22 protein-coding genes and 1 pseudogene are annotated in these 22,747 nt (G+C 57.8%); 10 read left to right on the plus strand and 13 right to left on the minus strand.

Annotation, left to right across the window (positions count from 1 at the left end; genetic code table 11):
- Positions 1 to 410 precede the first annotated feature (410 nt).
- The 5 genes from AC2FIO_RS08340 to AC2FIO_RS08360 all read left to right on the plus strand — a co-directional run bounded on the left by AC2FIO_RS08340 (position 411) and on the right by AC2FIO_RS08360 (position 4,935).
- On the plus strand, positions 411 to 1,502 hold the full coding sequence (locus AC2FIO_RS08340) for an aromatic ring-hydroxylating oxygenase subunit alpha (RefSeq protein WP_496696884.1): 1,092 nt from the start codon (positions 411 to 413) through the stop codon (positions 1,500 to 1,502).
- 19 nt (positions 1,503 to 1,521) lie between these two features.
- Positions 1,522 to 1,956 (plus strand): lactoylglutathione lyase, encoded by a 435-nt coding sequence (gene gloA, locus AC2FIO_RS08345; protein ID WP_085823161.1) that lies wholly within the window; start codon positions 1,522 to 1,524, stop codon positions 1,954 to 1,956.
- A 4-nt stretch (positions 1,957 to 1,960) separates the two neighbouring features.
- Positions 1,961 to 2,359 (plus strand): cupin domain-containing protein, encoded by a 399-nt coding sequence (locus tag AC2FIO_RS08350; RefSeq protein ID WP_108859955.1) that lies wholly within the window; start codon positions 1,961 to 1,963, stop codon positions 2,357 to 2,359.
- A 103-nt stretch (positions 2,360 to 2,462) separates the two neighbouring features.
- Positions 2,463 to 3,902 carry a glutamine synthetase family protein gene (locus AC2FIO_RS08355; protein ID WP_496696886.1) on the plus strand — a complete coding sequence of 480 codons (1,440 nt, stop codon included), beginning with the start codon at positions 2,463 to 2,465 and terminating at the stop codon, positions 3,900 to 3,902.
- A 19-nt stretch (positions 3,903 to 3,921) separates the two neighbouring features.
- Positions 3,922 to 4,935 (plus strand): alpha/beta fold hydrolase, encoded by a 1,014-nt coding sequence (locus AC2FIO_RS08360; RefSeq protein WP_496696888.1) that lies wholly within the window; start codon positions 3,922 to 3,924, stop codon positions 4,933 to 4,935.
- A gap of 329 nt (positions 4,936 to 5,264) precedes the next feature.
- Here the strand turns inward: AC2FIO_RS08360 and AC2FIO_RS08365 are convergent, their stop codons facing one another.
- Complete coding sequence (locus tag AC2FIO_RS08365; protein WP_109311451.1) at positions 5,265 to 5,864, minus strand: superoxide dismutase; 600 nt, start codon at positions 5,862 to 5,864, stop codon at positions 5,265 to 5,267.
- A 101-nt stretch (positions 5,865 to 5,965) separates the two neighbouring features.
- On the opposite strand from AC2FIO_RS08365, the gene AC2FIO_RS08370 reads away from it, so the two are divergent.
- Positions 5,966 to 6,727 (plus strand): FkbM family methyltransferase, encoded by a 762-nt coding sequence (locus tag AC2FIO_RS08370; protein WP_496696889.1) that lies wholly within the window; start codon positions 5,966 to 5,968, stop codon positions 6,725 to 6,727.
- Between the two features lie 101 nt (positions 6,728 to 6,828).
- Positions 6,829 to 7,227, plus strand: a complete 399-nt coding sequence (locus AC2FIO_RS08375; protein WP_496696891.1) for a hypothetical protein — start codon at positions 6,829 to 6,831, stop codon at positions 7,225 to 7,227.
- Between the two features lie 42 nt (positions 7,228 to 7,269).
- Here AC2FIO_RS08375 and AC2FIO_RS08380 read toward each other — a convergent pair whose 3' ends face one another.
- The 4 genes from AC2FIO_RS08380 to AC2FIO_RS08395 all read right to left on the minus strand — a co-directional run bounded on the left by AC2FIO_RS08380 (position 7,270) and on the right by AC2FIO_RS08395 (position 12,537).
- Complete coding sequence (locus tag AC2FIO_RS08380) at positions 7,270 to 7,836, minus strand: sarcosine oxidase subunit gamma (RefSeq protein WP_496696893.1); 567 nt, start codon at positions 7,834 to 7,836, stop codon at positions 7,270 to 7,272.
- Complete coding sequence (locus AC2FIO_RS08385) at positions 7,829 to 10,843, minus strand: sarcosine oxidase subunit alpha family protein (protein WP_496696895.1); 3,015 nt, start codon at positions 10,841 to 10,843, stop codon at positions 7,829 to 7,831. The genes AC2FIO_RS08380 and AC2FIO_RS08385 overlap by 8 nt, the downstream gene beginning before the upstream one ends.
- Before the next feature lie 43 nt (positions 10,844 to 10,886).
- Positions 10,887 to 11,216 (minus strand): sarcosine oxidase subunit delta, encoded by a 330-nt coding sequence (locus AC2FIO_RS08390; RefSeq protein WP_282151554.1) that lies wholly within the window; start codon positions 11,214 to 11,216, stop codon positions 10,887 to 10,889.
- A gap of 76 nt (positions 11,217 to 11,292) precedes the next feature.
- Positions 11,293 to 12,537, minus strand: a complete 1,245-nt coding sequence (locus tag AC2FIO_RS08395) for a sarcosine oxidase subunit beta family protein (protein ID WP_108860433.1) — start codon at positions 12,535 to 12,537, stop codon at positions 11,293 to 11,295.
- A gap of 196 nt (positions 12,538 to 12,733) precedes the next feature.
- On the opposite strand from AC2FIO_RS08395, the gene ccmI reads away from it, so the two are divergent.
- Genes ccmI through AC2FIO_RS08410 form a run of 3 tightly spaced genes read left to right on the plus strand, consistent with a single transcriptional unit; the run spans position 12,734 to position 14,673 of the window.
- On the plus strand, positions 12,734 to 13,960 hold the full coding sequence (ccmI, locus tag AC2FIO_RS08400; protein ID WP_496696897.1) for a c-type cytochrome biogenesis protein CcmI: 1,227 nt from the start codon (positions 12,734 to 12,736) through the stop codon (positions 13,958 to 13,960).
- On the plus strand, positions 13,957 to 14,421 hold the full coding sequence (gene ruvX / locus AC2FIO_RS08405; RefSeq protein WP_058278324.1) for a Holliday junction resolvase RuvX: 465 nt from the start codon (positions 13,957 to 13,959) through the stop codon (positions 14,419 to 14,421). Before ccmI ends, ruvX begins: the two co-directional genes overlap by 4 nt.
- An 18-nt stretch (positions 14,422 to 14,439) precedes the next feature.
- Complete coding sequence (locus AC2FIO_RS08410; protein WP_058274068.1) at positions 14,440 to 14,673, plus strand: DUF1289 domain-containing protein; 234 nt, start codon at positions 14,440 to 14,442, stop codon at positions 14,671 to 14,673.
- 268 nt (positions 14,674 to 14,941) lie between these two features.
- On the opposite strand, the gene AC2FIO_RS08415 is transcribed toward AC2FIO_RS08410, so the two are convergent.
- The 8 genes and pseudogenes from AC2FIO_RS08415 to aceF all read right to left on the minus strand — a co-directional run bounded on the left by AC2FIO_RS08415 (position 14,942) and on the right by aceF (position 22,747).
- Positions 14,942 to 15,670, minus strand: a complete 729-nt coding sequence (locus tag AC2FIO_RS08415; protein ID WP_496696900.1) for a SpoIIAA family protein — start codon at positions 15,668 to 15,670, stop codon at positions 14,942 to 14,944.
- A gap of 33 nt (positions 15,671 to 15,703) precedes the next feature.
- The gene (locus tag AC2FIO_RS08420) at positions 15,704 to 16,486 is read right to left on the minus strand and encodes a hypothetical protein (RefSeq protein WP_496696902.1); all 783 of its coding nucleotides are present in this window, start codon (positions 16,484 to 16,486) and stop codon (positions 15,704 to 15,706) included.
- A complete protein-coding gene (locus AC2FIO_RS08425; RefSeq protein WP_282151560.1) occupies positions 16,483 to 17,307 on the minus strand; it encodes a sulfite exporter TauE/SafE family protein in 825 nt (274 codons plus the stop codon). Before AC2FIO_RS08425 ends, AC2FIO_RS08420 begins: the two co-directional genes overlap by 4 nt.
- A gap of 40 nt (positions 17,308 to 17,347) precedes the next feature.
- On the minus strand, positions 17,348 to 18,385 hold the full coding sequence (dusA, locus tag AC2FIO_RS08430) for a tRNA dihydrouridine(20/20a) synthase DusA (protein ID WP_496696904.1): 1,038 nt from the start codon (positions 18,383 to 18,385) through the stop codon (positions 17,348 to 17,350).
- A gap of 186 nt (positions 18,386 to 18,571) precedes the next feature.
- A complete protein-coding gene (locus AC2FIO_RS08435; protein ID WP_058275892.1) occupies positions 18,572 to 19,018 on the minus strand; it encodes a phasin family protein in 447 nt (148 codons plus the stop codon).
- Positions 19,019 to 19,477: 459 nt separating this feature from the next.
- A pseudogene (locus AC2FIO_RS08440) lies at positions 19,478 to 19,753 on the minus strand (Re/Si-specific NAD(P)(+) transhydrogenase subunit alpha); the annotation flags it as partial.
- Positions 19,754 to 19,757: 4 nt separating this feature from the next.
- Complete coding sequence (gene lpdA / locus AC2FIO_RS08445; protein ID WP_496696906.1) at positions 19,758 to 21,488, minus strand: dihydrolipoyl dehydrogenase; 1,731 nt, start codon at positions 21,486 to 21,488, stop codon at positions 19,758 to 19,760.
- An 11-nt stretch (positions 21,489 to 21,499) separates the two neighbouring features.
- On the minus strand, positions 21,500 to 22,747 hold the full coding sequence (aceF, locus tag AC2FIO_RS08450; RefSeq protein WP_282169292.1) for a dihydrolipoyllysine-residue acetyltransferase: 1,248 nt from the start codon (positions 22,745 to 22,747) through the stop codon (positions 21,500 to 21,502).

Here is a 22,747-nt window from a genome sequence, read left to right on the forward strand (position 1 = left end):
CATCGAAATCCGCAATTCTCCGCTAAGAAATCTGTGGCAGGAAGTGCAGAAAACGACATCCTTTGCCCTCGACACCGCAGATTCCAAGGACGGTGACGCGGGCCTATTGCCAAATTTTCTGTAAAATCCCGTTGGAATTGCGACTCTCGCAATCCACACGAACTCGTTATTCGAAATTCGTACCATCATGCCGTTTTTTGACCAGATCATTTCCGATTCTTGCCCCAAAATCCCAATTAGTCGCGAAAAACGAAATATCGATAGACGAAAAATGCGATATTCGCAGTCGAAACCTCAGGTCCCGGCGCGGCGGGACAAAGCCGGCAAGTAGGAAGACCGCGAGAAACGGAAAAACCATGCGCCTGTCGTTGGACCGACGGGTACAGGTGGCAGTGTCGAAGGGAGGACAAATGACAATTGCCGAGGATAGAGCCCAGGCCATTGGAGGGCCTCAGCACGGGCTGACCGCCGGGGCGTATCGCAGCGAAGAGTTCTGGCAGCAGGAATGCCGGACGGTTCTGGCCAAGAACTGGGTGTTCATCGGGTTTGCCCATCAGATATCCAACCCAGGCGATGCGCATCCTGTCACTTGCGCCGACTTGCCACTGCTGGCAGTGCGCGGTCGTGATGGCGACATCCAGGTGTTTCACAATGTTTGCCTGCACCGCTGCATGACATTGGTCGACAAACCCAAGAATGTCGGCAAGCTGATCCGCTGCCCCTATCATGCATGGGCCTATGATCTGGATGGACGCCTGCGGGCTGCACCGCATTTTGCCGGAACCGGAAGGCAGGAGTTCGACGGTTTTGACATCAAAGAGCACCGGCTGAAACCCGTACGGACCCATGTCTGGCATGATTGGATTTTCGTCAATCTGGATGGGAACGCGCCTGATTTCGAAGACTATGCCGCGCCTTTGATCAGCCGGCTGGAGGGGATGGATTTCACCAGAGTGGAACCAATTGGCCTGCTCGATTTTGGTGAGATTGGCACCAACTGGAAGCTGATCATGGAGAACTTTATCGAGCCCTACCACGTCCAGTTTGTACATGCCTCAACCACCGATCAGCCGTTGGAAAACCACTATACCCTCATCGACGGAAACTGCATCGGCAGCGCGGTGGACCTGAACGAAGAACTAGGCACATCCGGCAGTCTGGGCGTCAGCTCTCGATATCTGACACTGTACCCCAACTTCATTCTGGGTCGCTATTTCCCTGATCAACTAGGCGTCTATCTGAACGTACCCATCGGCCCCGGAAAAATGCGCCAGTACCGAGCACTTTACACGACAGAAGGCCAGGAACTGAGCGCCGATGAAATACAAGCCCTCAGAAACCTTTGGTGGGATGTCCACAAGGAAGATCACGAGATGGTTGAACGCATGTTTGAGGGCCGCAAATCCCCGGTCGCCGAGGATGGAGGCCTGTTGTCGCCCGCTTGGGAAGACAGCGTGCGCGCCTTTCAGGATCTGATCGAGCGCGACGTAGCTGGTGCCTAAGCAAGAAGGAACAATAACGATGAACAAGTCCATATCCAAAGGGTTTCGTCTGGCCCATACGATGATGCGGGTCACAGATATGGAGAAGTCACTGGATTTCTATTGCGGAATTCTGGGTATGGAAGTGCAGCGGCGCACGGACTACCCCGAAGGCAAATTCACCAATACCTTTATCGGCTATGGGCCCGAGGCCGAGTTTCCAACGCTGGAGCTGACCGCCAATTGGGATCAGGGCACGCCTTATGACAAAGGCGACGGTTGGGGCCACATCTGCATCGAAACGCCAGATGTTTATGCCGCGTGCGAACAGCTGGCTGCGGCGGGGGTAAACATCACCCGCCCACCGGGGCCAATGAAAAACGGCACAAGGGTCATCGCCTTTTGCGAGGACCCTGACGGTTACAAGGTCGAATTGAACGAATCCATACTGAAACACCTGGCACAGGAAGGCTGACCAAATGGGTGACACACCTCAACTTTTCAAATTCGATCTGGTTCAAAACCGCTACGACTCGATGGGGGACAGCGACACTTACATCAAACCGATGGTGACCAGCGAATTCAGCAAGTCCATGTGCGGCGGTATCAACGTTCTGAACAACATCAAGGTGCCGTGGGATCTGACCTGCGACGAGATCATTTATTGCCTTGAGGGTACATTCCGACTGGTTTGCGATGGCAAAAGCTATGTTTGCAATCGTGGTGATGTGCTGTTTGTCCCGAAGGACAACCACATTTCCTACGAGTCGGACGGCAAATGCGTGATCTTCTATGCCGCCTACCCTCACAACTGGAAACAGCTTGCCGGGATCACGCAGGTTCCGGGCATCGATCCTGACGATTTTGTCCCCGGCTGAACATCTTAACCGCTGAGCGACAGAACAAACGAAACCAGCACCAACACTGAGGGATCACCCTCGGTGAACCAAATCTGATTGCCATTCGATGGGAGGACGCCGAATGCCCAAGGATAATGCCAGCACCCGCATCTACTACGAGACATTCCATGACGCTGTCGAGCGTAACCGCCCGCGTATCGCAGAGGTACGGCAACGTCTGGAGGAGGCTGGTGTCAAATACGTGATGGCCGCCTGGATTGACCTGCACGGTATTCCAAAAACAAAACCCGTACCGATGAGTGATTTTGAACCGCTATGCCTTGGAAAAGGCCCGCAATTCGCGGTGCATTCGATTTCGTACGTGCCCGAGCTAAGCCCCGCCGACAGCGATCAGGTGGTGGTGCCGGATCTCGATGCCGTCTACGTCTGTCCGTGGGACACATCGATGGCGATCATCTTCTCGGATCTCTACTGGGAAGACGCTCCTTACAACGTTTGTCCGCGTCAGGCCCTGAAACGCGCCATGCACGAGGCCGCGCTGGAAGGGTACACTGGTTACGCCGGGGTAGAACCCGAGTTTATCGTGATGAAATATGACGACGCCGGGCAGCCCGTTAAGGCATTTGACGATGACCCTGCAGATGGGCTTCGTCCGCGTCGTCAGGCATTTGGCTATGATGTTGAGTATTCCATCGACTCGATGCCATTCCTAAAAACCCTGATCGACATCATCGAAGGATTAGGCTGGAACCTGCATGACGTGGTGGCCGAGGGTGCGTACTCCCAGTTTGAGCTTGATTTCCACTACACCAACCTGCTGGAGATGTCCGACCGGTTGGCTTTTCTGCGCATCACGTTGAAAGAGGTGGCCAAGCAGCATGGGCTGTTTGTGACCTTCATGCCAAAGCCAACTGTGGGGGACTGGCGGTCCGGGGCGCATATCAACCTGTCGATGCAGCATGAAAGTCGCCCTGGCGAAAACATTTTTGAGACACCCGATGGCAACTGGAGCGACGAGAGCCGCTGGGCAGTAGGCGGATTGATGCAGCACGCCGAAGCCATCACCGCAATCACCTGTCCGACAGTGAATTCCTATAACGGGTTGGTGCCGCGCGTTGGCGGTTTTGAAGGCGGCACAGTCACCTGGGCTCCGACCAATATCACATATGGCTTCAACAATCGCTCGGCCCAGTTCCGCCTGCCGCAAAGCCGTCACTGCATCGAAAACCGTGCCTGCGACATGACCATGAATGTCTATCTGGCAATGGCGATGCATCTGAGCTGTAGTGTTAAGGGCATCAAAGAAAAGACCGACCCGGGCAAACCAACTGATTTTGATCTTTATTCAAAGACCGAAGCTGAACTTGCCGAGCTCGGAATCCGCCGATTGCCGCGAACGCTCTATAACGCGATTGAGGCTTTGCGTGGCGATGCTATGGCGGAACATGTGATGGGCCCGGTGATGCGTAGTTCTTATCTCGAATACAAAAACGATGAGTGGGAGCGGTATCACCAATCGGTCACCGATTGGGAAGTGCAGGAATATCTGCGGCTCTACTAAGCCAGGAAAGGATCAGGCGGTGCCGGATTTTGAGATCTACGAGCTGGGCGACTTTCCGCTTTTGTCGGGCAAGGTATTGAAGGATGCCAAGCTTGCCTATCAGACCTACGGTACAATGTCGGCCGCCCGTGACAACGTCATCGTTCTGCCCACCTTTTATACCGGCACTAATTCCCGTAACGAGGGGTTCTTTGGCCCAGGTCGCGCGATTGATCCAAGCCGCCATTTTATCGTCAGCCCGAACCTGTTCGGCAATGGTCGCTCATCGTCGCCATCGAATACGCCTGCGCCGCAGGACGGCCCGCGATTTCCGCTGGTGCAGATGTGGGACAACATCGCTGCCCAGCATCGGTTGATCCATGATCACCTGGGGATCGAGAAAATCGCCCTAGTCGCTGGCTGGTCAATGGCGGGCTGCCAATCCTACCAGTGGGCGGCGCAATACCCGGACATGGTCCAAGCGATCCTGCCTTTCTGCGCCTCGGCCAAGACCTCACCGCATAATTTTGTCTTCCTCGAAGGGGTCAAGGCCGCCCTTTGTGCGGATCAGAATTGGAACGGCGGTAATTATGACAGCCCACCCGAGGCTGGGCTTAGCGCCTTTGGCCGGGTTTACGCAGGCTGGGCCTTCTCTCAGACCTTCTATCGCGAGGGGCTATATCGGCAGCTGGGATTTCAATCCATTGAAGAACTGATGCAGGATTGGGAGCAGGACCATGTGCAGGGCTGGGATGCCAACAACTTACTGGCAAAGCTTGCCACTTGGCAGGCAGGCGACATCTCAGCCGGGCCGCTTTACAATGAAGATTTTGAACTGGCGCTAGGTGCCATCAAGGCTCGTGCCATTCTGATGCCTTGTACTCAGGATCTATATTTCCCTCCCGAGGACAACGAAATTGAGGCCCACCACATACCTCGCGCCGTCTTCCGCCCTTACAATTCCCCTTGGGGCCATTGCGCTGCCAACCCAGGCAATGACAAAGGTTTCACGGCGCAGTTAGATGCCAATATTCGGGAACTTTTAGAAGAGTAACGCTTGGTAAATAACTGGGGGGCCTACGCATTCACTAGTTACCGATGTTTTTCGTTAAACGAGGGGCGGCAACGCGGCAACTGGAACGGAAACATGTTGGTTTAGGTATAGCTCTACTTTGGTTTGTTCGATCAACTTTTTTGAAGTCCGCTTTACCGCACACAGCAAACGCCAATACCAGTCACAGCATTCGAAACATTGGGCTCACTGCCGCCATTCGACGCCGATTGCAAAACGCCGCATCACCTTCAGAAACACCCATCTAAATAAAAAAGACCTGCCGACTTCACCGCCAGCAGGCCCTTGATAAACCCTTATCGGGTTAACAATCACATCCGCGATGCAACGTTTTCCCAGTTTACCAGATTGTCGAGGAAGTTCGACAGGTAAGCCGGACGCTTGTTGCGGAAATCGATGTAGTAGCTGTGCTCCCACACGTCGCAACCCAGCAGAGCGGTTTGACCGAAGCACAGCGGGTTCACGCCGTTTTCGGTCTTGGTCACGGCCAGCGAGCCGTCTGCGTTCTTGACCAGCCACGCCCAGCCCGAGCCGAACTGACCGGCACCAGCCGCGCTGAACTGCGACTTGAACTCGTCAACCGAGCCAAAGCTCTCGGTCAGGGCTTTCTCCAGGTCACCGGGCATCGCGTTGCCGCCGGGGCCCATCATTTCCCAAAACTGGTTGTGGTTCCACAGTTGGCTGATGTTGTTGAAGATGCCGTTCTGCGCGACGGCGTTTGCGTCGTAGGTGCCAACGATGATCTCTTCCAGCGACTTGCCGTCCCACTCGGTGCCAGCGATCAGCTTGTTGCCGTTGTCGACATAGGCCTTGTGGTGCAGGTCGTGGTGATATTCCAGTGTTTCCGCGGACATACCCTTGGCTGCCAGCGCGTCATGTGCATAAGGAAGATCAGGAAGTTCAAAAGCCATATCGGCCCCCTGTTAAAAATGTAAGTTGCGGTTCCCAAGGTTAAATGCTTTGGCAGCCGCCGCAGGTCAAGAGCCGAGACAAGAAAACCCGGAGGCAGGCGATGCTTACACAGGCGCGCAAGATGTTTTACCGCGCCCGCGGATACTATGCGGGCCAGTTGAGTGGCGAGCCGTTTCGGCTGGACCCTTATCATTCGAAATTTTGGCGCAAGGCGTCTGATGGCAAATGGGAGCCTGAAACCTTCGCGGTACTCGACAAATACCTGTCGGCAGATAGGGATTATCTGGACATCGGCGCGTGGATTGGCCCCACGGTCCTGTACGGTGCACGCAAGGCGCGGCACGTCTGGTGTTTCGAACCGGACCCGACGGCTTTTCGGCATTTGGCCTGGAACCTCGACCTGAACGACATCCACAACGTTTCGGCCTTTGGCGTGGCGTTGTCGGATCAGTTCGGAGTGGCCCGCATGGCATCGGTGCGCGGTGAGCCGGGCGATTCCACCAGCTCACTTTTGCATGACGGAACACATGGTAATGACGCCTTGACGATCGCATGGGACCAGTTCGAGGCCGCGAATGACCTGTCGAGTGTCTCTCTGGTCAAGATGGATATTGAGGGGGCTGAGTTTTTTGTACTGCCAACGATCCTGCCCTGGTTGAAACGGACGCGACCCACTCTCTACCTCTCGCTCCACTCGCCTCTTTTGGCTGAAGAGGACAGACACCGGCAGACATCGGACCTGCTGAACAGTCTCTCCTTTTACTCTGAAATTACTGACGAAACCGGATGCCCGCTGGATGTTCAGAAAGCCCTCAGCCCAACGGAAATGACACGGTACCGTACGGTTTTGTTTACTGGCTAGAATGCGGCCATTAGCCCCGCCGAAGTAGGTGTTTCCCCACTTGCAACCCAAGCGTGAGCTGGTTGAAGTGCACCCGCGGAATAGTTTGAAGAATAACAAAAATGAAAGCTTCGCTTACGGCGATTGCTGTGATGATCGTTTCCGCGCAATCAGCTTTAGCTGGTACCGTCGAATACAAACGTGAAATTACGAAGACGGACGGCCATGGCTGGATCGCGCCCGAGTATCACTTTCAGGTAGACACCAACACTCGTGAAGCCATAGTTGTCAGCGGCCATCACGATTGGACCAGCGCCAAACTCAAAGTGAAAAACAGTGGCGAATACCGCATGTTTTGGAACGTCGACCTCCGGTCAAGCGAAGGGCAAAGCCTGCGTATGAAATATCAGGCAAATCTTAATTCAGCGAAAAACACGGTCAAAGTCCGCGCCAGTTTTGCGCACATAAGCGCTTCTAACAAGCCTTATGGTTCCGGAGTATGCAGCGTAACCACCGGGTAAAGAAAGCCCCGGTGTGGCCGGGGCTTTTCACTTCACTTCGGTTCAGTAAACCCCGACTTCGCTGCCGGGCTGCGCCGCAACTTTAAGCAGCTTGAACACGTAGTCTGCGGCCGACCGGAAACAGACAACACGGAAGGTATCGGCGTCATCCATCCAGAACGCCCCTGCCACCTGCGCCAGACGCGAACGGCGGATCTGACCTGGCTGAAATGCCTCAGCCGACAGCTCCACCGGGGCAAGTTTGCCCAGCACCTCACGCGCATTGCTGCCCGAGATACGGAACACCGCGCGGGCGTCCGAGACGTTGACGGCCAACGCGTGTGTACCGCTCAGCGCGTTGGTCATGGTCGCCAGTTTGGCCTCAACCTCGGCGTAGGGAACAAGCACCAGTAATTCATCGGTGGACATCCAGCAAACGCCGGACTCACCGTCGACCAGAGCTTCGCGCTGACCGGGCATTTTTTGACCCGTTGCGTTCTTGACGGCCTTGGCCAACACCTTGTTGGACAGGTCGCCGCGCAGGGTAATCATGCCCTGCAGGCCACATTCCTGGACCTTGGCAATGCCATCATAGCTTGCGTGGTTCAGTGCGCTGATGGGTTCAGACATTCTGCTTCTCCCCGTCCTTATCGAAGAAGATCGGGTCCACGATCTTAGCTTTGTAGGTTTTGCCATCGGTGCCCGGGAATTCGACGATCTCGCCCATGCGGTCTGGACCGTGCTTGATCAGACCCATGGCGATGCCTTTTCCGAGGTTGGCCGAGTAATATGTCGAGGTAACGCGACCGATCATGTTACGCTGACCGTTGGCGTTGACGCCCTCACCGACTGCGTAAGCTCCGTCAGGGATGACAGAACCATCCACAGTCTCAAGACCGACCAGTTTCCAGCGGTCTGGATCGGCCATGTGGCTGCGCGAATGGGCGCGTTTACCGAGGTAGTCCTCTTTCTTCTTCGAGAGCGCCCAGTGCAGCCCCAGATCTTGCGGGATCACGGTGCCGTCGGTCTCGTCCCCGATCATGATAAAGCCCTTTTCAGCCCGCAGGATGTGCAGACACTCGGTGCCGTACGGCATCACTCCGAACTCTTTGCCTGCCTCCATCAGAGCGGTCCAGAAGGCTTGCCCCTGGCTGGCCGGGACCGAGATTTCGCAGCTCAGTTCACCTGAGAATGAAATCCGGTAGACACGGCAATCGAAACCACCGATCTGCCCATCCCGCCACTCCATGAATGGCAGCGCCTCAGCGCTGACATCCATGCCGCCCAGCTTTTCAAGCAGCTTGCGGGCATTGGGGCCGACCACTGCCACCTGAGCGTACTGCTCGGTCACGTTGGCGACGTAGACTTTCCAGTCCCACCACTCGGTCTGCAGCCATTCTTCCATATGGGCATGGATGCGTTCAGCTCCGCCGGTGGTTGTGTGGCACAACCAGGTATCCTCGTCGATGCGGGCGACAACGCCATCATCGATCAGGAACCCGTTTTCCGAGCACATCAGGCCATAGCGACATTTGCCGATCTTCAGCGTGGACATCATGTTGGTGTAAATCATGTCCAGGAATTTACCGGCATCGGGACCTTTGACGATCAGTTTGCCAAGTGTCGAGGCATCCAGCAGACCGAGATTATCACGTGTGTTCTTCACCTCGCGATTCACGGCGTCATGCACGGATTCGCCGGGTCGCACATAGGCATAGGTCCGGCGCCAGTGACCGACCGGTTCCCAATCGGCGCCGTTCTTGTCGTGCCAGTCATGCATCGGTGTCTGACGGATCGGCTGGAACACCTCACCCCGCGCTTCGCCGCCAATCGCACCCATCGAGATAGGGGTATACGGCGGGCGGAAGGTGGTGGTGCCAACCTTCGGAATTTCCGACTCCAATGCATCAGCAAGGATCGCCAGACCGTTGATGTTGCTCAATTTACCCTGATCTGTCGCCATACCCAGTGTAGTGTATCGCTTAGTATGCTCGACGCTTTCATAGCCCTCGCGCGCGGCCAGTTGCACGTCAGAGACTTTGACGTCGTTCTGGAAGTCCAGCCAGGATTTCATGCGTAACTGCACTTCGGCGTTGGCGGGCATCAGCCAGACCGCTTGCATAGCGGCCTCTTGCGTGGCCTCACCAGCCGGAGCTTTGGTGTTCTTTGGCTTGAAGCCAGCTGCTTTGGCGGCCGCTTTGCCCGCAGCGTGCGCGTCCGTCAGGACATCGCCCAATGCCAGAGGGCCATTAGACGCACCGGCAGCCACAACAAATCCCTCGCCGTTCGCCCCAAGTGGTGGCCGCGCCGGATCAGGGCGGAAATGCGCGTGCGCCTCGTCCCAAATCAGCTTGCCGCCGCAATGCGACCACATATGAACAACCGGGGACCAGCCGCCAGACATGGCAACCGCATCGCACTCAACTTCTTCGCGAGCGCCACCGATGCCTTCCTGATTGCAGATTTCGACCTTTTTAACGCGCTTGCCGCCTTTGACTTTGGCAATGGCTTTGCCGGGGTCGACCCGGATGCCAAGCTGTCGCGCCTCTTCGGCCAGCGGTCCGGCTGCAGCGCGCGCATCAATAACACGCAGAACATCGACACCTGCCTGTTTGAGGATGATCGCTGTGCGATATGCGTCGTCATTGTTGGTCGCAACGATTACACGTTCGCCCGGGGTTACGCCCCAATTCACCACATAGTCGCGCATGGCCGCGGCCAGCATGACGCCCGGCACATCATTGCCCGCAAATGACAGCGGACGTTCGATTGCGCCTGTCGCAGTGACGACCTGCTTGGCCCGGATACGCCACAGGCGATGGCGTGGACCTTGTGTGCCCGGTTTATGGTCGTTCAGACGCTCATACCCCAGCACATAACCATGGTCATAGACGCCCGCGCCCATGCAGCGGTTGCGCATGATAACGTTGTCCATTGTTTCCAGTTTGGAAACCATTTGTTCCACGAACTTATCCACAGGCTCATCATTGATGGTCCCGCCATCGACCGGAGCACGCCCACCCCAATGCGCGGTTTGCTCGATCAGCAGAACCTTGGCACCGGTCTCGGCCGTAGCCATGGCCGCCTGCAACCCGGCGACACCGCCACCGATCACCAGAACGTCGGTGAAGGCGTAGAAGTGCTCATAAGTATCTGCGTCGCGGTTGTCCTTGTCGGGTGCTTTACCCAGACCGGCCGACCGCCGGATGATCGGCTCGTAGACGTGTTTCCAGAATGGCTTGGGGTGGATGAACGTCTTGTAGTAGAAGCCCGCCGGCAGGAACCGCGCCAGCGCTGTGTTCACGGCACCGATGTCGAATTCCAGGTTCGGCCAGTGGTTCTGTGAAATTGAGGTCAGACCATTGAACAGCTCGGTCGTTGTGGCGCGCTGGTTCGGCTCGAACCGGTTGCCCTGACCCAGGCCAACCAAGGCGTTCGGCTCTTCTGCACCGCTGGCGACAACACCGCGCGGCCGGTGGTATTTGAACGACCGGCCCATCATCATCTGATCGTTGGCCAACAGGGCCGAGGCGAGCGTGTCGCCCTCGTACCCCTGCATCGAGGTGCCGTTGAAGGCGAAGGTGACCTGTTTCGACCGGTCAATCAGCCGGCCTTGTTTTGCGAGACGGGTGCTCATGTTGCTGACCTTTCGCAGGCGGAATTAGGGATGGCAGCGTGGATCATTCGTAGTCTCTCCACGTCCAGCCAGGGCGCTTTGCAGTGATCGCGTCCTTGAGTTCTTTCGGCGGCTCGGTGGTCTGGGCGGAATAGGTTCCGAACACTTCGAGCGTTTGTGTGCAGCGAGCGGCGTGGAACCACTTGCCGCAGCCGTTGCTGTGGCGCCAGCGTTCGAAATGAACGCCTTTGGGATTTTCACGCATGAACAGGTAGTCGTGGAATTCGCCATCCGACGAGCCGGGACCGAAGCGTTTCAGGTGCGCCTCACCTCCGGCGGACAGTTCAGATTCTTCGGCGTCGACGCCGCAATACGGGCAGTTCAGGATCAGCATATGGTCATCCTTTTGGCGGTCGGCTGGCAATGTGGCCAACCAGAATTCTATTAGGTGGCACCTTCGGGCCAGGGTGTTAGTGCGCCACCCCGGCGGCGACGCTTTCGTCGATGAAGCGGCCCTCTTTGAAGCGGTCCAGCGTAAAGGCTTCGGTCAGCGGTGAGTGACCTGTGGCCATCAGCTGCGCCATGCCCCATCCAGATCCGGGGATCGACTTGAAGCCACCTGTGCCCCAGCCACAGTTGATAAAGCAACCGCCCAAAGGCGTTTTTGACAGGATCGGAGACCGGTCGCCGGTCATGTCCACAATCCCGCCCCACTGGCGCAGCATCTTCAGGCGCGAGATCATCGGGAAAGTTTCGACCAGTGCCCGAACGGTTTCCTCGATATGATGGAAGCTGCCGCGCTGGGTGTAGTTGTTGAAGGCATCAGTGCCGCCGCCAATCACCATCTCACCCTTGTCGGACTGTGACATGTAACCATGCACGGTGTTGGCCATCACCACCACGTCCATGCAGGGTTTGATCGGCTCGGACACCAGCGCCTGCAGGGCAATCGCCTCAAGCGGCAAACGGAAGCCCGCCATCTCGGCCAGCTGACCGGAATGGCCCGCAACCACCATACCTAGCTTGTCACAGTCAATCGAACCCTTGGTCGTATCGACACCGACAACGCGGCCATTCTCAGACCTGACGCCTTTGACCTCGCATTGCTGGATGATGTCCATGCCCATTGCGGAACAGGCGCGCGCATATCCCCAAGCCACGGCGTCGTGACGAGCGGTGCCCCCGCGTTCCTGCCACAATGCGCCCAGAACCGGATAGCGCGGGCCGTCGATGTTGATAATCGGTACCAGCTCCTTAACGCGCTCAGGGGTGATCCACTCGGTCTGCACACCTTGCAAAGCGTTGGCATGTGCCGTGCGCTGATAGCCGCGAATTTCGTGCTGAGTCTGGGCCAGCATCATGACGCCACGGGGGCTGAACATGATGTTATAGTTCAGTTCTTGGCTCAGATCCTCGTACAGGCTACGCGCTTTTTCGTAGATCGCTGCCGAAGGGTCCTGCAGATAGTTTGAGCGGATGATAGTCGTGTTCCGACCGGTGTTACCACCGCCCAGCCAGCCTTTTTCGATCACGGCGACATTCTGGATGCCGTAGTTCTTACCCAGATAATATGCTGTGGCCAGACCATGACCGCCCGCACCAACGATGATCACGTCGTATTTCTTCTTGGGTTCGGGCGAACGCCAGGCGCGTTCCCATCCGGTGTGATAGCGCAGCGCTTCGCGCGCTACAGCAAAGGCTGAATAGTGTTTCATAGGCGAATCCATCCGGTTCGGTGATTGCGCGAAGATATGCCGCGTAACGCCAGCGCGCCCCTGCCGTTCAACGCCGTAATATCGCACTATTGCGACATAGGCCCCATTATTGCGACACGAAGTCTGCCAGCGGCCATTTGTCCCTTTTGTCGGCCCGCCGAGAGGTCTAAGTCAGGGCAGCCACTTCGGAGAAGCCATGTCGTTCTGGGTCCTGATCATCCTAACAGCTGCCGTGACTGCAGTGTTCCTGGGCTATTCTATCCTGCGCGCGCGCGACACACGCGAACCCGCAGCGGCCTATGACCTGCGTGTTTATCGCGAACAATTGGCGGGCGTGGACAAGGATCTCGCCCGAGGTGTCATCGGGGAAGCAGATGCCGAGCGTGTACGCACCGAGATTTCACGCCGTATTCTGGCCGCAGACGCACAGATACAGGCACAGTCGACTCGACCGGGACCGCCACTTTGGGCTTCGGTCACCGCTATCGCAGCCGTGGGTCTTATCCTGGTCGGCGGTGCGACCTGGATGTACGACCGGATGGGTGCGGCGGGGCTGCCGGATCAACCTCTGTCGCTGCGCATTGATCGAGCGGAAACCTTGCGCGCGGAACGCCCCAGCCAAGCTGAATTCGAAGCCACCACAACACCAGCCCCCCTGCCGCAGCTGGAAGAAAGCTATGCGGCGCTTTTGGAGCAGTTACGTGAAACCGTCGAAGCGCGTCCCGATGACCTGCAAGGCCATGTTCTTTTGGCGCAACACGAGGCGAACGCAGGCAACTTTTCGGCCGCTTACAAGGCCCAGCAGCGCGTGATCGAATTGTCTGGCGACGCTGTCCCTGCAGACGCTTATTCGCATCTGGCCGAAATGATGATCTTGTCGGCGGGTGGATATGTATCCCCCGAAGCCGAAGCTGCATTGCGCGAAGCTTTAAAACGCGATCCGCGACATGGCCCGGCGCTGTATTACCTTGGCCAGATGATGGTGCAGGTCGGGCGCCCCGACATCGGGTATCGCATCTGGACCGACGCCTTGCGCAACGCACCGGTCGGCGCGCCATGGGTCGACGCAATTTTGGCCCAACTGGATGAGCTGGCCTTTCGCGCAGGGGTGTTCAACGCGCCCGAGGTTTCGGCCCCCGCAGGACCCGGCCCAAGCCAGGATGACGTCGAGGCTGCCGCTTCGCTGACCCCGGAAGAACGACAAGAGATGATCCGAGGCATGGTTAATCAGCTCTCCGACCGGTTGGCCACCGAAGGAGGCGCGCCCGAGGATTGGGCCCGTCTGATCGCTGCACTGGGCGTTCTGGGCGAAGGACAGCGCGCGATCGACATAAGGAACGAAGCCATGGCGGTCTTTGCCGGAGACGCCGATGCGCTGGAGATCATCGACGCTGCCGCACTTCAGGCAGGTATTGCTCAATGATATACGACGAGTTCGAAGACTTCGCCGCCGCATTGTCCCCTATGACTGCCCTGATGGGGTTGGATCTGGGCGAAAAGACCATCGGCGTGGCCGTGTCCGACCGGATGCGCGGCGTGGCCAGCCCGCTTGAGACCGTGCGGCGCAAGAAATTCACCCTGGATTCGGCCCGATTGCTGGACATCATCGCGGACCGCGAGATTGGTGGTGTCGTACTCGGCCTGCCCAAAAACATGGACGGCACCGAAGGCCCCCGGTGCCAATCGACCCGCGCTTTTGCCCGAAATCTGTCACGTCTGACCGAGGTTTCAATCAGCTTCTGGGACGAACGGCTAAGCACAGTCGCGGCGGAAAAGGCACTTCTTGAGGCGGATACGTCACGAAAACGTCGCGGACAGGTTATCGATCACGTCGCGGCAGGCTATATTCTACAAGGAGCGCTGGATAGGCTGCGCTTTCTTTAAGGGCAACGGGGTATACCGATGACAAACATGGTCTGGAAAAGGAACGAGGTCGAGAGCCCTTGCATCCAGATATGCGTCGTGCACCCGACCGAGCGCATCTGTACCGGTTGTTATCGCACAATTGATGAGATCACGCGCTGGTCGAAAATGGACAGCGTTGAGCGTGCCGAAATCATGGAAGATCTGCCTGCACGCAAACCCCGCCTCGCCAAACGGCGCGGTGGGCGGGCTGCGCGAATGAACAAATCCTGATATCCACTTCTGGCTTTTTGGCTGAATTCGCGCCGCTGCGGGTCGGTCTGAACTCCGAGGGGGGATCAAGTTCGACGACATGCGTAAGTGAGTGGCAACCCACAGCGGCGCTCTTCAGCATTTAAGTTCTTCCGAAGTGGTCATACGGAAGACTAAAACACGTTTAATCTTTTTTTGACCGACTGATCAAGAAAAAATAAACAGCCGAAAATTTAACCTTGCGTAATGGTAAAGCCAGGCGAAATCTTTCGCTCTGCCGGCCGCCGCCTTACCCGGCTGCAAGCCAGGATTTTGCGTTTTCGAAATCCTCAGAAGGAAAGAACTGCGTACGGGCACCCAGAACGTGACTGGCAACACGCTGCGCCATATGTTGCCACGCTTTGTCCCCCACTATAGCGGCGCGATCCAGCATTCCCACATGCCCTCGGGCCAGGCGGAAATGCGCGGCCAGTGCGGTCAGCCCCTGCCAGCCGTCAAACTCGCGCAGGTCGATCAACAGACGGAACCCGTTCTTTGAGCTTAGCAAGGTATCCAGATCACGCTCTGCCTGCTGGTACTCCTCGGGATCCAATTTGCCCATCAGGCTGATCTGCACGCAGGGCCCGCCCAGATCGGTCACATGAATGGCACCCAGCGACTCGCGCATCCAACGGCGCGCGACCTCAAGTTCCGAAAGTTCAAACACCTGAACGGGGCATGGCAGAATCGGTGCGGCCAGACGGATGCTGGTCTGCACCCAGCCCTGATCAGCCGCAACTGCGATACGGTCAAACCCGCGCCAGTGGCTGAGACCCAGCTTGGTATCGGACCACGCGGCCCCAAGATCATAGCCTTTGAACTCTGGCTGCACGATCGCCAACAAACGCACCGCATCATGAGCCTCTAACGCCGCTTCGATCGCGGGGACCAATGTCTCGCTGTAATCTTTGCTTGTCACTTCGCCGGACAGCTCGACCTCAATCTGGGCCCCTTCAGAATGCGTATGAACCGTAATCATCGAAAACCTCCAAACCTGAATAATGGCAACAGGTTACGGGGATTCGATCCACTCGGCTACTCCCCCCGCGCATTCCGGACGAAAATAGGCGATCATCCGTCCATCCGGCCCGGCGGTCGCCCCCTCGGCCCAAGGCGCGACGCCGTGCAGGCAGTGGCGATGCAGCAGGTAGGCTTCACCCGGTTTTGCAGGCAGTTCGATACGGGGGCAGGTTTCAAACACCTCACGACGGGCGGTCTGATATATGTCGGTGACGTCAATCTGGTGCAGACTGTCCGTGGGTTGGCCTTCCATGGCACGCTGAAAGGTTGCCCCCAGAATCTTGTGGCTGCCTTCCCACAGAACCATCGGTGCGGCATCCGCGCTTGCATCCGTTAACGGAATGCCAAGGATCCATGCGTGTGGCTCATCCACCCGTCGTCGGCGATCCGGCCCCATGGGACGCAAACCGTCTACATGCGCCGCGTCACGGTTCCGCCGGTATCTGCTGGCGGCATCGTTTTCGCCACGACGTGGGCGGGGATAACCGGGATAAACGACCGAGACCTGCCCCTTGTGCAGTGGCAACCGCCCGTAATGTTCGGCGATAAAGTCCATCGCCTGACCTGACAAAAGGTCTGATTGCCCCACCCTGCCCTCTGGATCGTTATCCAGCGCATCCACGCCGATGAACCACGTGCCTTCGCAATCCAGCCATTCCGCAAAGGTTGGATCTGTGACCGAGGCGCGGGCTTGCGGCAAAGCGTGTTCAACCCATTGGGCAAGTGTCGGATCGTGTGGAAACCTGATCCAGCCCTTGTCCCAAAAATCGGTCATAGCCCCAACGCCTTGCGAAGCATGTTCAAGGCGACCAGCGTCAGAAACACCGCGAACACGCGCTTCAATGGTTTGGGATCCATCGCATGCGCCAGTTTCACACCCCACGGCGCGGTGATCATGGTCATGGTCACGACAATTGCAAATGCTATCAAATTGACAGCGCCAATTGTGAACGGCGGGCGGTGTTCAGGCGCTATGTCCAAGAATAGAAAGCCTAGAACTGAAGGCACGGCGATGATCACGCCAAACCCGGCCGCCGTTGCAACCGCCCTGTGGATGGGTGTGTTGAACAGGCTCATCAGCGGCACGCCAAAGCTGCCGCCGCCAATGCCCATAAGAACTGAAAGGAACCCGACCGAAGGCGACAAAACGGCCCGCTTCACGCCTTTTGGCATCACATCACCAAGCCGCCATTCCGATTTGCCCAAGCCCAGATAAGCGCCGATGACCATACCCAACACTCCGAACAACGCCTGCAACGCTTCGGTTCGTAGCGCCGAGGCGACCAGCACGCCGACAATGGCCCCAACTGCAATTCCTGGCCCCCAGCCGCGCAGGATATCCCAGTCCACCGCGCCCTTCTTGTTATGCGCCAAGACGGATCGCATTGAAGTGATGATGATGGTTGCCAGCGAGGTCGCAAGACACAACTGCATCAATTGCGGGCCGCCGTACCCAAGCGTTTGGAACGCATAGAAAAACGCGGGCACCAGAACGATGCCGCCGCCGACACCCAGCAATCCAGCCAAGACACCGGCCAGCGCCCCGATTACAAGCAAAAGGCCCAGCATCTGGGCCAGTAACATCGTCTCGGGCATCATCCCCCCAAACCGGCCAACTGGCCGTATCCTGTAGCTGTCAAACCTCTGCCAAAGGCGCGATGCTGTCCAGCGCCTGCAGCATCACCTCGGGGCCTGCCCCATCGTGAACCGCACCCTCGGACAAAGCCCGCCTCCACGCACGCGCACCGGGACGTCCGGCAAACAGGCCCAGCATATGACGCGTGATCTGGTGCAGGCGGCCGCCCTCGGCAAGGTGGTTTTCGACATAGGGCACCATTTTGTGAACGACATCAATCGGATCAGCTACCTGCCCGCTGCCGAAGATCATGGCATCCGCCTGGGCCAGAATATCCGTGGGTTGGTGATAGGCCGCGCGGCCAATCATGACACCGTCCAGCCCGGCGTCCAGTTGCGTCTTTGCTTGTTCCAGAGACGTGATTCCGCCATTGATCGAGACGTGCAGGTCCGGGAACGCATTTTTCATCCGATGCACAAGGTCGTAGTCCAAAGGCGGTATATCCCTGTTTTCCTTTGGGCTAAGCCCTTGCAGCCATGCTTTGCGCGCGTGGATTGTTACGCGACGGCATCCGGCCGCATGAATGGCCTGCAGGAATTCAGGCAAGACCCGTTCCGGATCCTGATCATCGACCCCAATACGGCATTTGACCGTCACCTCGACATCAACAGCATCGCGCATCGCGGCAACGCAATCAGCAACACGGGCAGGATCTTTCATCAGGACGGCCCCGAATGTACCCGATTGCACCCGATCCGAAGGACAGCCGCAGTTCAGGTTGATCTCATCATATCCCGCTTGCGCGCCCAGCTGGGCCGCCTGCGACAGCTCCTCTGAGTCAGAACCGCCCAATTGCAGCGCGACGGGGTGTTCCTGCGAACTGAAGTCCAACAAATGCAATGCGCCACCTCGCACCAACGCCGGGGCGGTTACCATTTCCGTGTATAGAAGTGTCTGCTGGCTGAGCAGTCGGTGCACAAATCGGCAATGCCGGTCTGTCCAATCCATCATGGGTGCAACCGACAGCCTCGCGGCCTTGGTGACAAGGCCTGTTGAAGCCGACCGGCACTTAAAAACAGGGTTTGACGATGCGGTCATGGATGGGTCTCGGTGTACACTGAATAGGTGGCTTACTGCACCGGACGGCGTTTCGCAACCAAGGGCACACTGTGGTCAAGACGCGTCCCGATAAGACGCTCCACCAACAAAGAAAGGGCAGGTCTTTCGACCTGCCCTGCGCGATAGCACCGATTGGGAGGAGTGGGTGCGCCTCGCGGCGTTTGCTTACTTGGCGGCAGTTGCTTTCTTGGCAGCTGCTGTCACGTCGTTGGTGGCTTTTTTGACAGCCGCGGTTGTGTCTTCGGCTACGTCTTTGCCAGCCGCCATCAGCAGCTCAACGGTTTCGGACTGAACTTTTTTCGCGATCTCTGCGAAGGCCGCCATGTTTTCAGCTGCAACTTCAGCCGATGCGCTGGCGAAGTCGGTGGCCGCTTTGGCGTAGTCTGCAGGCTCTGCCTTGGCTTTCGACATCTCGGTCAGCTTGGCCAGGGTGTCCTTGGTCCATTTGCTCGAGATCTCAGCCGACTTTTCAGCCGCTTCCAGTGCAACACCCGACAGCTTTTCGTTCAGCGTCGCGGTCGATTTGAAAGCACCTTCCAGAGCGGTGGTGTCAACGGGGAACGCGCCCATAACGTCTTTCAGGGTCGCGGTGAAGTCTTGCGTCTTTGCCATTGTCCTAAATCCTTTTGCCGAACCGAGCCCACCCCGGTTTTCATCAGCTTAAGGACAATATGGATGCCGCAATGCAGCATTGCAAGATTTTTCTTGCTGCACTGCGGCATAATTCTGCAAGTCACATTGAAATCAAATACTTGCCTTAACCTGTACATAGGTCCCCGGCACCGGCGCCAAGGTGGAGTGGTCCGAATCGCCGGGCGCACGCGCAGGCACCTGCTTGCCCGACCGCTTCTTCAGCTAGGCCTCCCACCGGGGGCGGCTGCGCCTCGGCAAAATTCCGAACAGATTGACCCCAAAACTCAATCCGCTACTCCAAAAGGCGCACGGAGTTTTTTCAAGTGACAAGACATCTTGGACCAAACCGCTCCGCTTAGTCGACCAATGGCAGGAGTTTGTCGAGGCTTGCCCTTGCGTCGCCGTAGAACATGCGGGTGTTTTCTTTGAAGATCAGCGAGTTTTTGATGCCCGAGCACCCGGTGCCCTGGCCTCGTTTAGCTGACGCATCTTGGCAACAATGTCGACCGCCTTCCACAGAGCCGCAGCCGTCTTGACGACCTCAACCCCTGCAGCCTCATACGACGCATCAGAAAATCCAGCCGCAGCACCAGCACCCTTCTCAATCAGACATTCATAGCCCAACTTCTGAAGCCGCGACGCAGACTCAGGCGTCATCCCAACACAGTTCTCACCGTCATAAGTCACTCTCGGTGTGCCTATCTTCGTCGCCATGATCCTAGCTGCGTTTCTTGGGTGGGATGAGATCGGTGATCGTGCCCTCGAACATCTCGGCCGCGAAGTTCACTGTCTCGCTCAGCGTCGGGTGGGGGTGGATCGTGTGACCAAGATCGACCGCGTCCGCCCCCATTTCGATGGCCAGAGCAGTCTCGGAGATCAGATCACCGGCGTTGGTGCCGACGATGCAGGCACCAACGATGCGCTGATCCTGTGGATCGAACAGCAGCTTGGTGATGCCTTCGGATCGGCCATTGGACAGAGATTTGCCCGACGCGGCCCACGGAAACACGCCTTTTTCGACCTTGATCCCCTTGGCCTTGGCGTCGGTTTCAGTCAGGCCGCACCAAGCCACTTCCGGGTCGGTATAGGCGACCGAAGGGATCAGTTTCGCGTCGAAGAACCGCTTGTGACCGGCGGCAACCTCGGCTGCAACCTTGCCTTCGTGCACGGCCTTGTGCGCCAGCATCGGCTGGCCGACCAAGTCACCGATGGCGAAGATATGCGGCACGCCGGTGCGCATTTGGTTGTCCACGGCGATAAACCCACGCTCATCCACCGCGACTCCGGCTTTTTTGGCGTCGATCAGTTTGCCGTTGGGTTTGCGTCCCACGGCCACCAGAACCTTGTCGAACGTGTCGGTGAAGCTGTCGCCCTTGTCATCCTCGAACGTGACCTTGAGGCCCTTCTTTAGCGGTTCAATCGCTGTGACCTTGGTCTTGAGGAAGATGTTTTCGTACCGGCCCTTGATGCGGGTCATCAGAGGTTTAACGATATCCTTGTCCGCACCAGGGATAATCTGATCCATCAGCTCGACCACGGTGATGTCCGAGCCCAGCGCGTCATAAACGCAAGCCATCTCCAGACCGATGATACCGCCGCCCAAAACCAGCATCCGCTTTGGAACATCCGCCAGTTCCAGCGCACCGGTCGAGTCGATCACGCGGTCGTCATCATGGGGGAGAAAGGGCAGCTCAACCGGTTCAGATCCCGCCGCAATGATGCATTGGTCAAAGGAAACCGTTGTCATTCCGTCATCGCCCATGACCTCGATCATGTTCGGACCCGAGAAGCGACCGTAGCCGCGCACGATCTGAACCTTGCGACCCTTGGACAAACCGTCCAAACCGCCGGTCAGTTTGCCGACAACGCTGTCTTTGAAGGCGCGCAATTCGTCCAGGTCAATCTTGGGCTTGCCAAAGCTGACACCATGTGCGCCCATCTCTTCGGCCTCGGTGATGACCTTTGCCACGTGCAACAACGCCTTCGAAGGGATACAGCCCACGTTCAGGCAGACACCGCCCAGCGTCGGATTGCGCTCGATCATTACAACCTTTTTGCCCAGATCTGCGGCCCGGAAGGCTGCGGTGTAACCACCGGGGCCCGAGCCCAGCACAACCACTTCGGCATGTACGTCGCCCTGCCCGGCTGCAGTGCCGGTGGCGGCCACAGCCTGCAGTACGGCGGGTGCTTCTGCTGGCGCGGCCTCGGGTGTTGCGCTGTCGGCGGCTTCCAGTGTCAGGATCAGCGCGCCTTCCGAGACATTATCTCCTTCGGCAACGGCAATCGAGACGACCTTGCCATCGGCGGGGGACGGAACCTCCATCGTGGCCTTGTCGGATTCCAGTTCGATCAGCGGGTCTTCGGCGACGACGGTATCACCAACCGAGACAAGAATGCTGAGCACGGGCACATCGGAGAAATCACCGATATCGGGTACTTTGACGTCCATCTGATCTCTCCTCACCACATCAACTTGCGCATGTCACCCAACAGCGTCTTGAGCGTGACGCAAAAGCGTGCAGCCAAGGCGCCATCAACGGCACGGTGGTCATAGCTGAGCGACAAGGGCTGCATCAGGCGCGGCACGAATTCTTCACCATTCCAGACCGGAGCCATCTTCGACCGGGTCAGGCCCAGAATGGCCACCTCGGGCGCGTTGACGATCGGAGTGAAATGGGTGCCACCGATACCGCCCAGCGACGAGATCGTGAACGTCGCGCCCTGCATGTCGTTCGATTTCAGCTCACCTGCACGCGCCTTGCCTGACAACTCCATCAGATCCTTGGAGATCTCGACAATGCCCTTACGATCCGCATCTTTGATGACCGGAACAACCAGGCCGTTCGGCGTGTCTGCAGCAAAGCCTATATTGTAGTAAGATTTGCGGATCAGCTTGTCGCCGTCGGGGTGGATCGACGAGTTGAACTCCCAATGCTGTTTCAGCGCATTGACCGAGGCCTTGACCACAAAGCTCAGCAATGTGACGCGATAGCCTTCTTCCTTGGCCATCGTGTCCATTTCCTTGCGGTATTTGTCCAGCTCGGTGATGTCGGCCTCATCATTATGGGTGACATGTGGAATGTTGAGCCATGACCGATGCAATGCGGGGCCAGACAGCTTTTTGATCCGAGGCATTTCCACGTCTTCGACCGGGCCGAACTTTGAGAAATCGACAGCCGGGATCGGCGGGATACCCATGCCACCCGATGCACCTGCAGCAGCCGGAGCAGTCGCAGTCGTGGATTTGAGGAACTTGGTGACGTCCTCGCGCAGGATACGACCCTTGCGGCCCGAGCCGTTGACCTTGGACAGGTCAATGTCCAGCTGACGGGCAAAGGCGCGCACCGATGGCGAGGCATGGGCCTTGCCGAACCCTTGGTCCATCACCGGCGCCGCCGGGGTGGCTGGTGCGGGGGCAGCCGCAGGTGCCGGTGCGACCGTGGGCGCGGCCTCGGCCGCGGCGGTAGGTGCCCCCTCGCCTTCCAGCAGCAGGATCAGCGCGCCTTCGGAAACGTTGTCGCCCTCGGACACTTTGATTTCCTTGACGACACCCGCGGCAGGGGACGGAACCTCCATCGTGGCCTTGTCGCTTTCCAATTCGATCAGGGGGTCCTCGGCTGCGACGGTATCACCGACCGAGACCAGGATGCCGATCACCGGGACATCCGCAAAATCCCCGATATCCGGGACTGTTACTTCGATTGCCAT

This window comes from Ruegeria sp. CDSB086 (assembly GCF_059611065.1).

What these genes read in the sequence shown, in the direction of transcription:
- AC2FIO_RS08340 (WP_496696884.1), top strand. Translation starts at nt 411, where the DNA reads ATGACAATTGCCGAGGATAGAGCCCAGGCCATTGGAGGGCCTCAGCAC.
- gloA (WP_085823161.1), top strand. Translation starts at nt 1,522, where the DNA reads ATGAACAAGTCCATATCCAAAGGGTTTCGTCTGGCCCATACGATGATG.
- AC2FIO_RS08350 (WP_108859955.1), top strand. Translation starts at nt 1,961, where the DNA reads ATGGGTGACACACCTCAACTTTTCAAATTCGATCTGGTTCAAAACCGC.
- AC2FIO_RS08355 (WP_496696886.1), top strand. Translation starts at nt 2,463, where the DNA reads ATGCCCAAGGATAATGCCAGCACCCGCATCTACTACGAGACATTCCAT.
- AC2FIO_RS08365 (WP_109311451.1), bottom strand. Translation starts at nt 5,864, where the DNA reads ATGGCTTTTGAACTTCCTGATCTTCCTTATGCACATGACGCGCTGGCA.
- AC2FIO_RS08370 (WP_496696889.1), top strand. Translation starts at nt 5,966, where the DNA reads ATGCTTACACAGGCGCGCAAGATGTTTTACCGCGCCCGCGGATACTAT.
- AC2FIO_RS08375 (WP_496696891.1), top strand. Translation starts at nt 6,829, where the DNA reads ATGAAAGCTTCGCTTACGGCGATTGCTGTGATGATCGTTTCCGCGCAA.
- AC2FIO_RS08380 (WP_496696893.1), bottom strand. Translation starts at nt 7,836, where the DNA reads ATGTCTGAACCCATCAGCGCACTGAACCACGCAAGCTATGATGGCATT.
- AC2FIO_RS08385 (WP_496696895.1), bottom strand. Translation starts at nt 10,843, where the DNA reads ATGAGCACCCGTCTCGCAAAACAAGGCCGGCTGATTGACCGGTCGAAA.
- AC2FIO_RS08390 (WP_282151554.1), bottom strand. Translation starts at nt 11,216, where the DNA reads ATGCTGATCCTGAACTGCCCGTATTGCGGCGTCGACGCCGAAGAATCT.
- AC2FIO_RS08395 (WP_108860433.1), bottom strand. Translation starts at nt 12,537, where the DNA reads ATGAAACACTATTCAGCCTTTGCTGTAGCGCGCGAAGCGCTGCGCTAT.
- ccmI (WP_496696897.1), top strand. Translation starts at nt 12,734, where the DNA reads ATGTCGTTCTGGGTCCTGATCATCCTAACAGCTGCCGTGACTGCAGTG.
- ruvX (WP_058278324.1), top strand. Translation starts at nt 13,957, where the DNA reads ATGATATACGACGAGTTCGAAGACTTCGCCGCCGCATTGTCCCCTATG.
- AC2FIO_RS08410 (WP_058274068.1), top strand. Translation starts at nt 14,440, where the DNA reads ATGACAAACATGGTCTGGAAAAGGAACGAGGTCGAGAGCCCTTGCATC.
- AC2FIO_RS08415 (WP_496696900.1), bottom strand. Translation starts at nt 15,670, where the DNA reads ATGATTACGGTTCATACGCATTCTGAAGGGGCCCAGATTGAGGTCGAG.
- AC2FIO_RS08420 (WP_496696902.1), bottom strand. Translation starts at nt 16,486, where the DNA reads ATGACCGATTTTTGGGACAAGGGCTGGATCAGGTTTCCACACGATCCG.
- AC2FIO_RS08425 (WP_282151560.1), bottom strand. Translation starts at nt 17,307, where the DNA reads ATGCCCGAGACGATGTTACTGGCCCAGATGCTGGGCCTTTTGCTTGTA.
- dusA (WP_496696904.1), bottom strand. Translation starts at nt 18,385, where the DNA reads ATGACCGCATCGTCAAACCCTGTTTTTAAGTGCCGGTCGGCTTCAACA.
- AC2FIO_RS08435 (WP_058275892.1), bottom strand. Translation starts at nt 19,018, where the DNA reads ATGGCAAAGACGCAAGACTTCACCGCGACCCTGAAAGACGTTATGGGC.
- lpdA (WP_496696906.1), bottom strand. Translation starts at nt 21,488, where the DNA reads ATGGACGTCAAAGTACCCGATATCGGTGATTTCTCCGATGTGCCCGTG.
- aceF (WP_282169292.1), bottom strand. Translation starts at nt 22,747, where the DNA reads ATGGCAATCGAAGTAACAGTCCCGGATATCGGGGATTTTGCGGATGTC.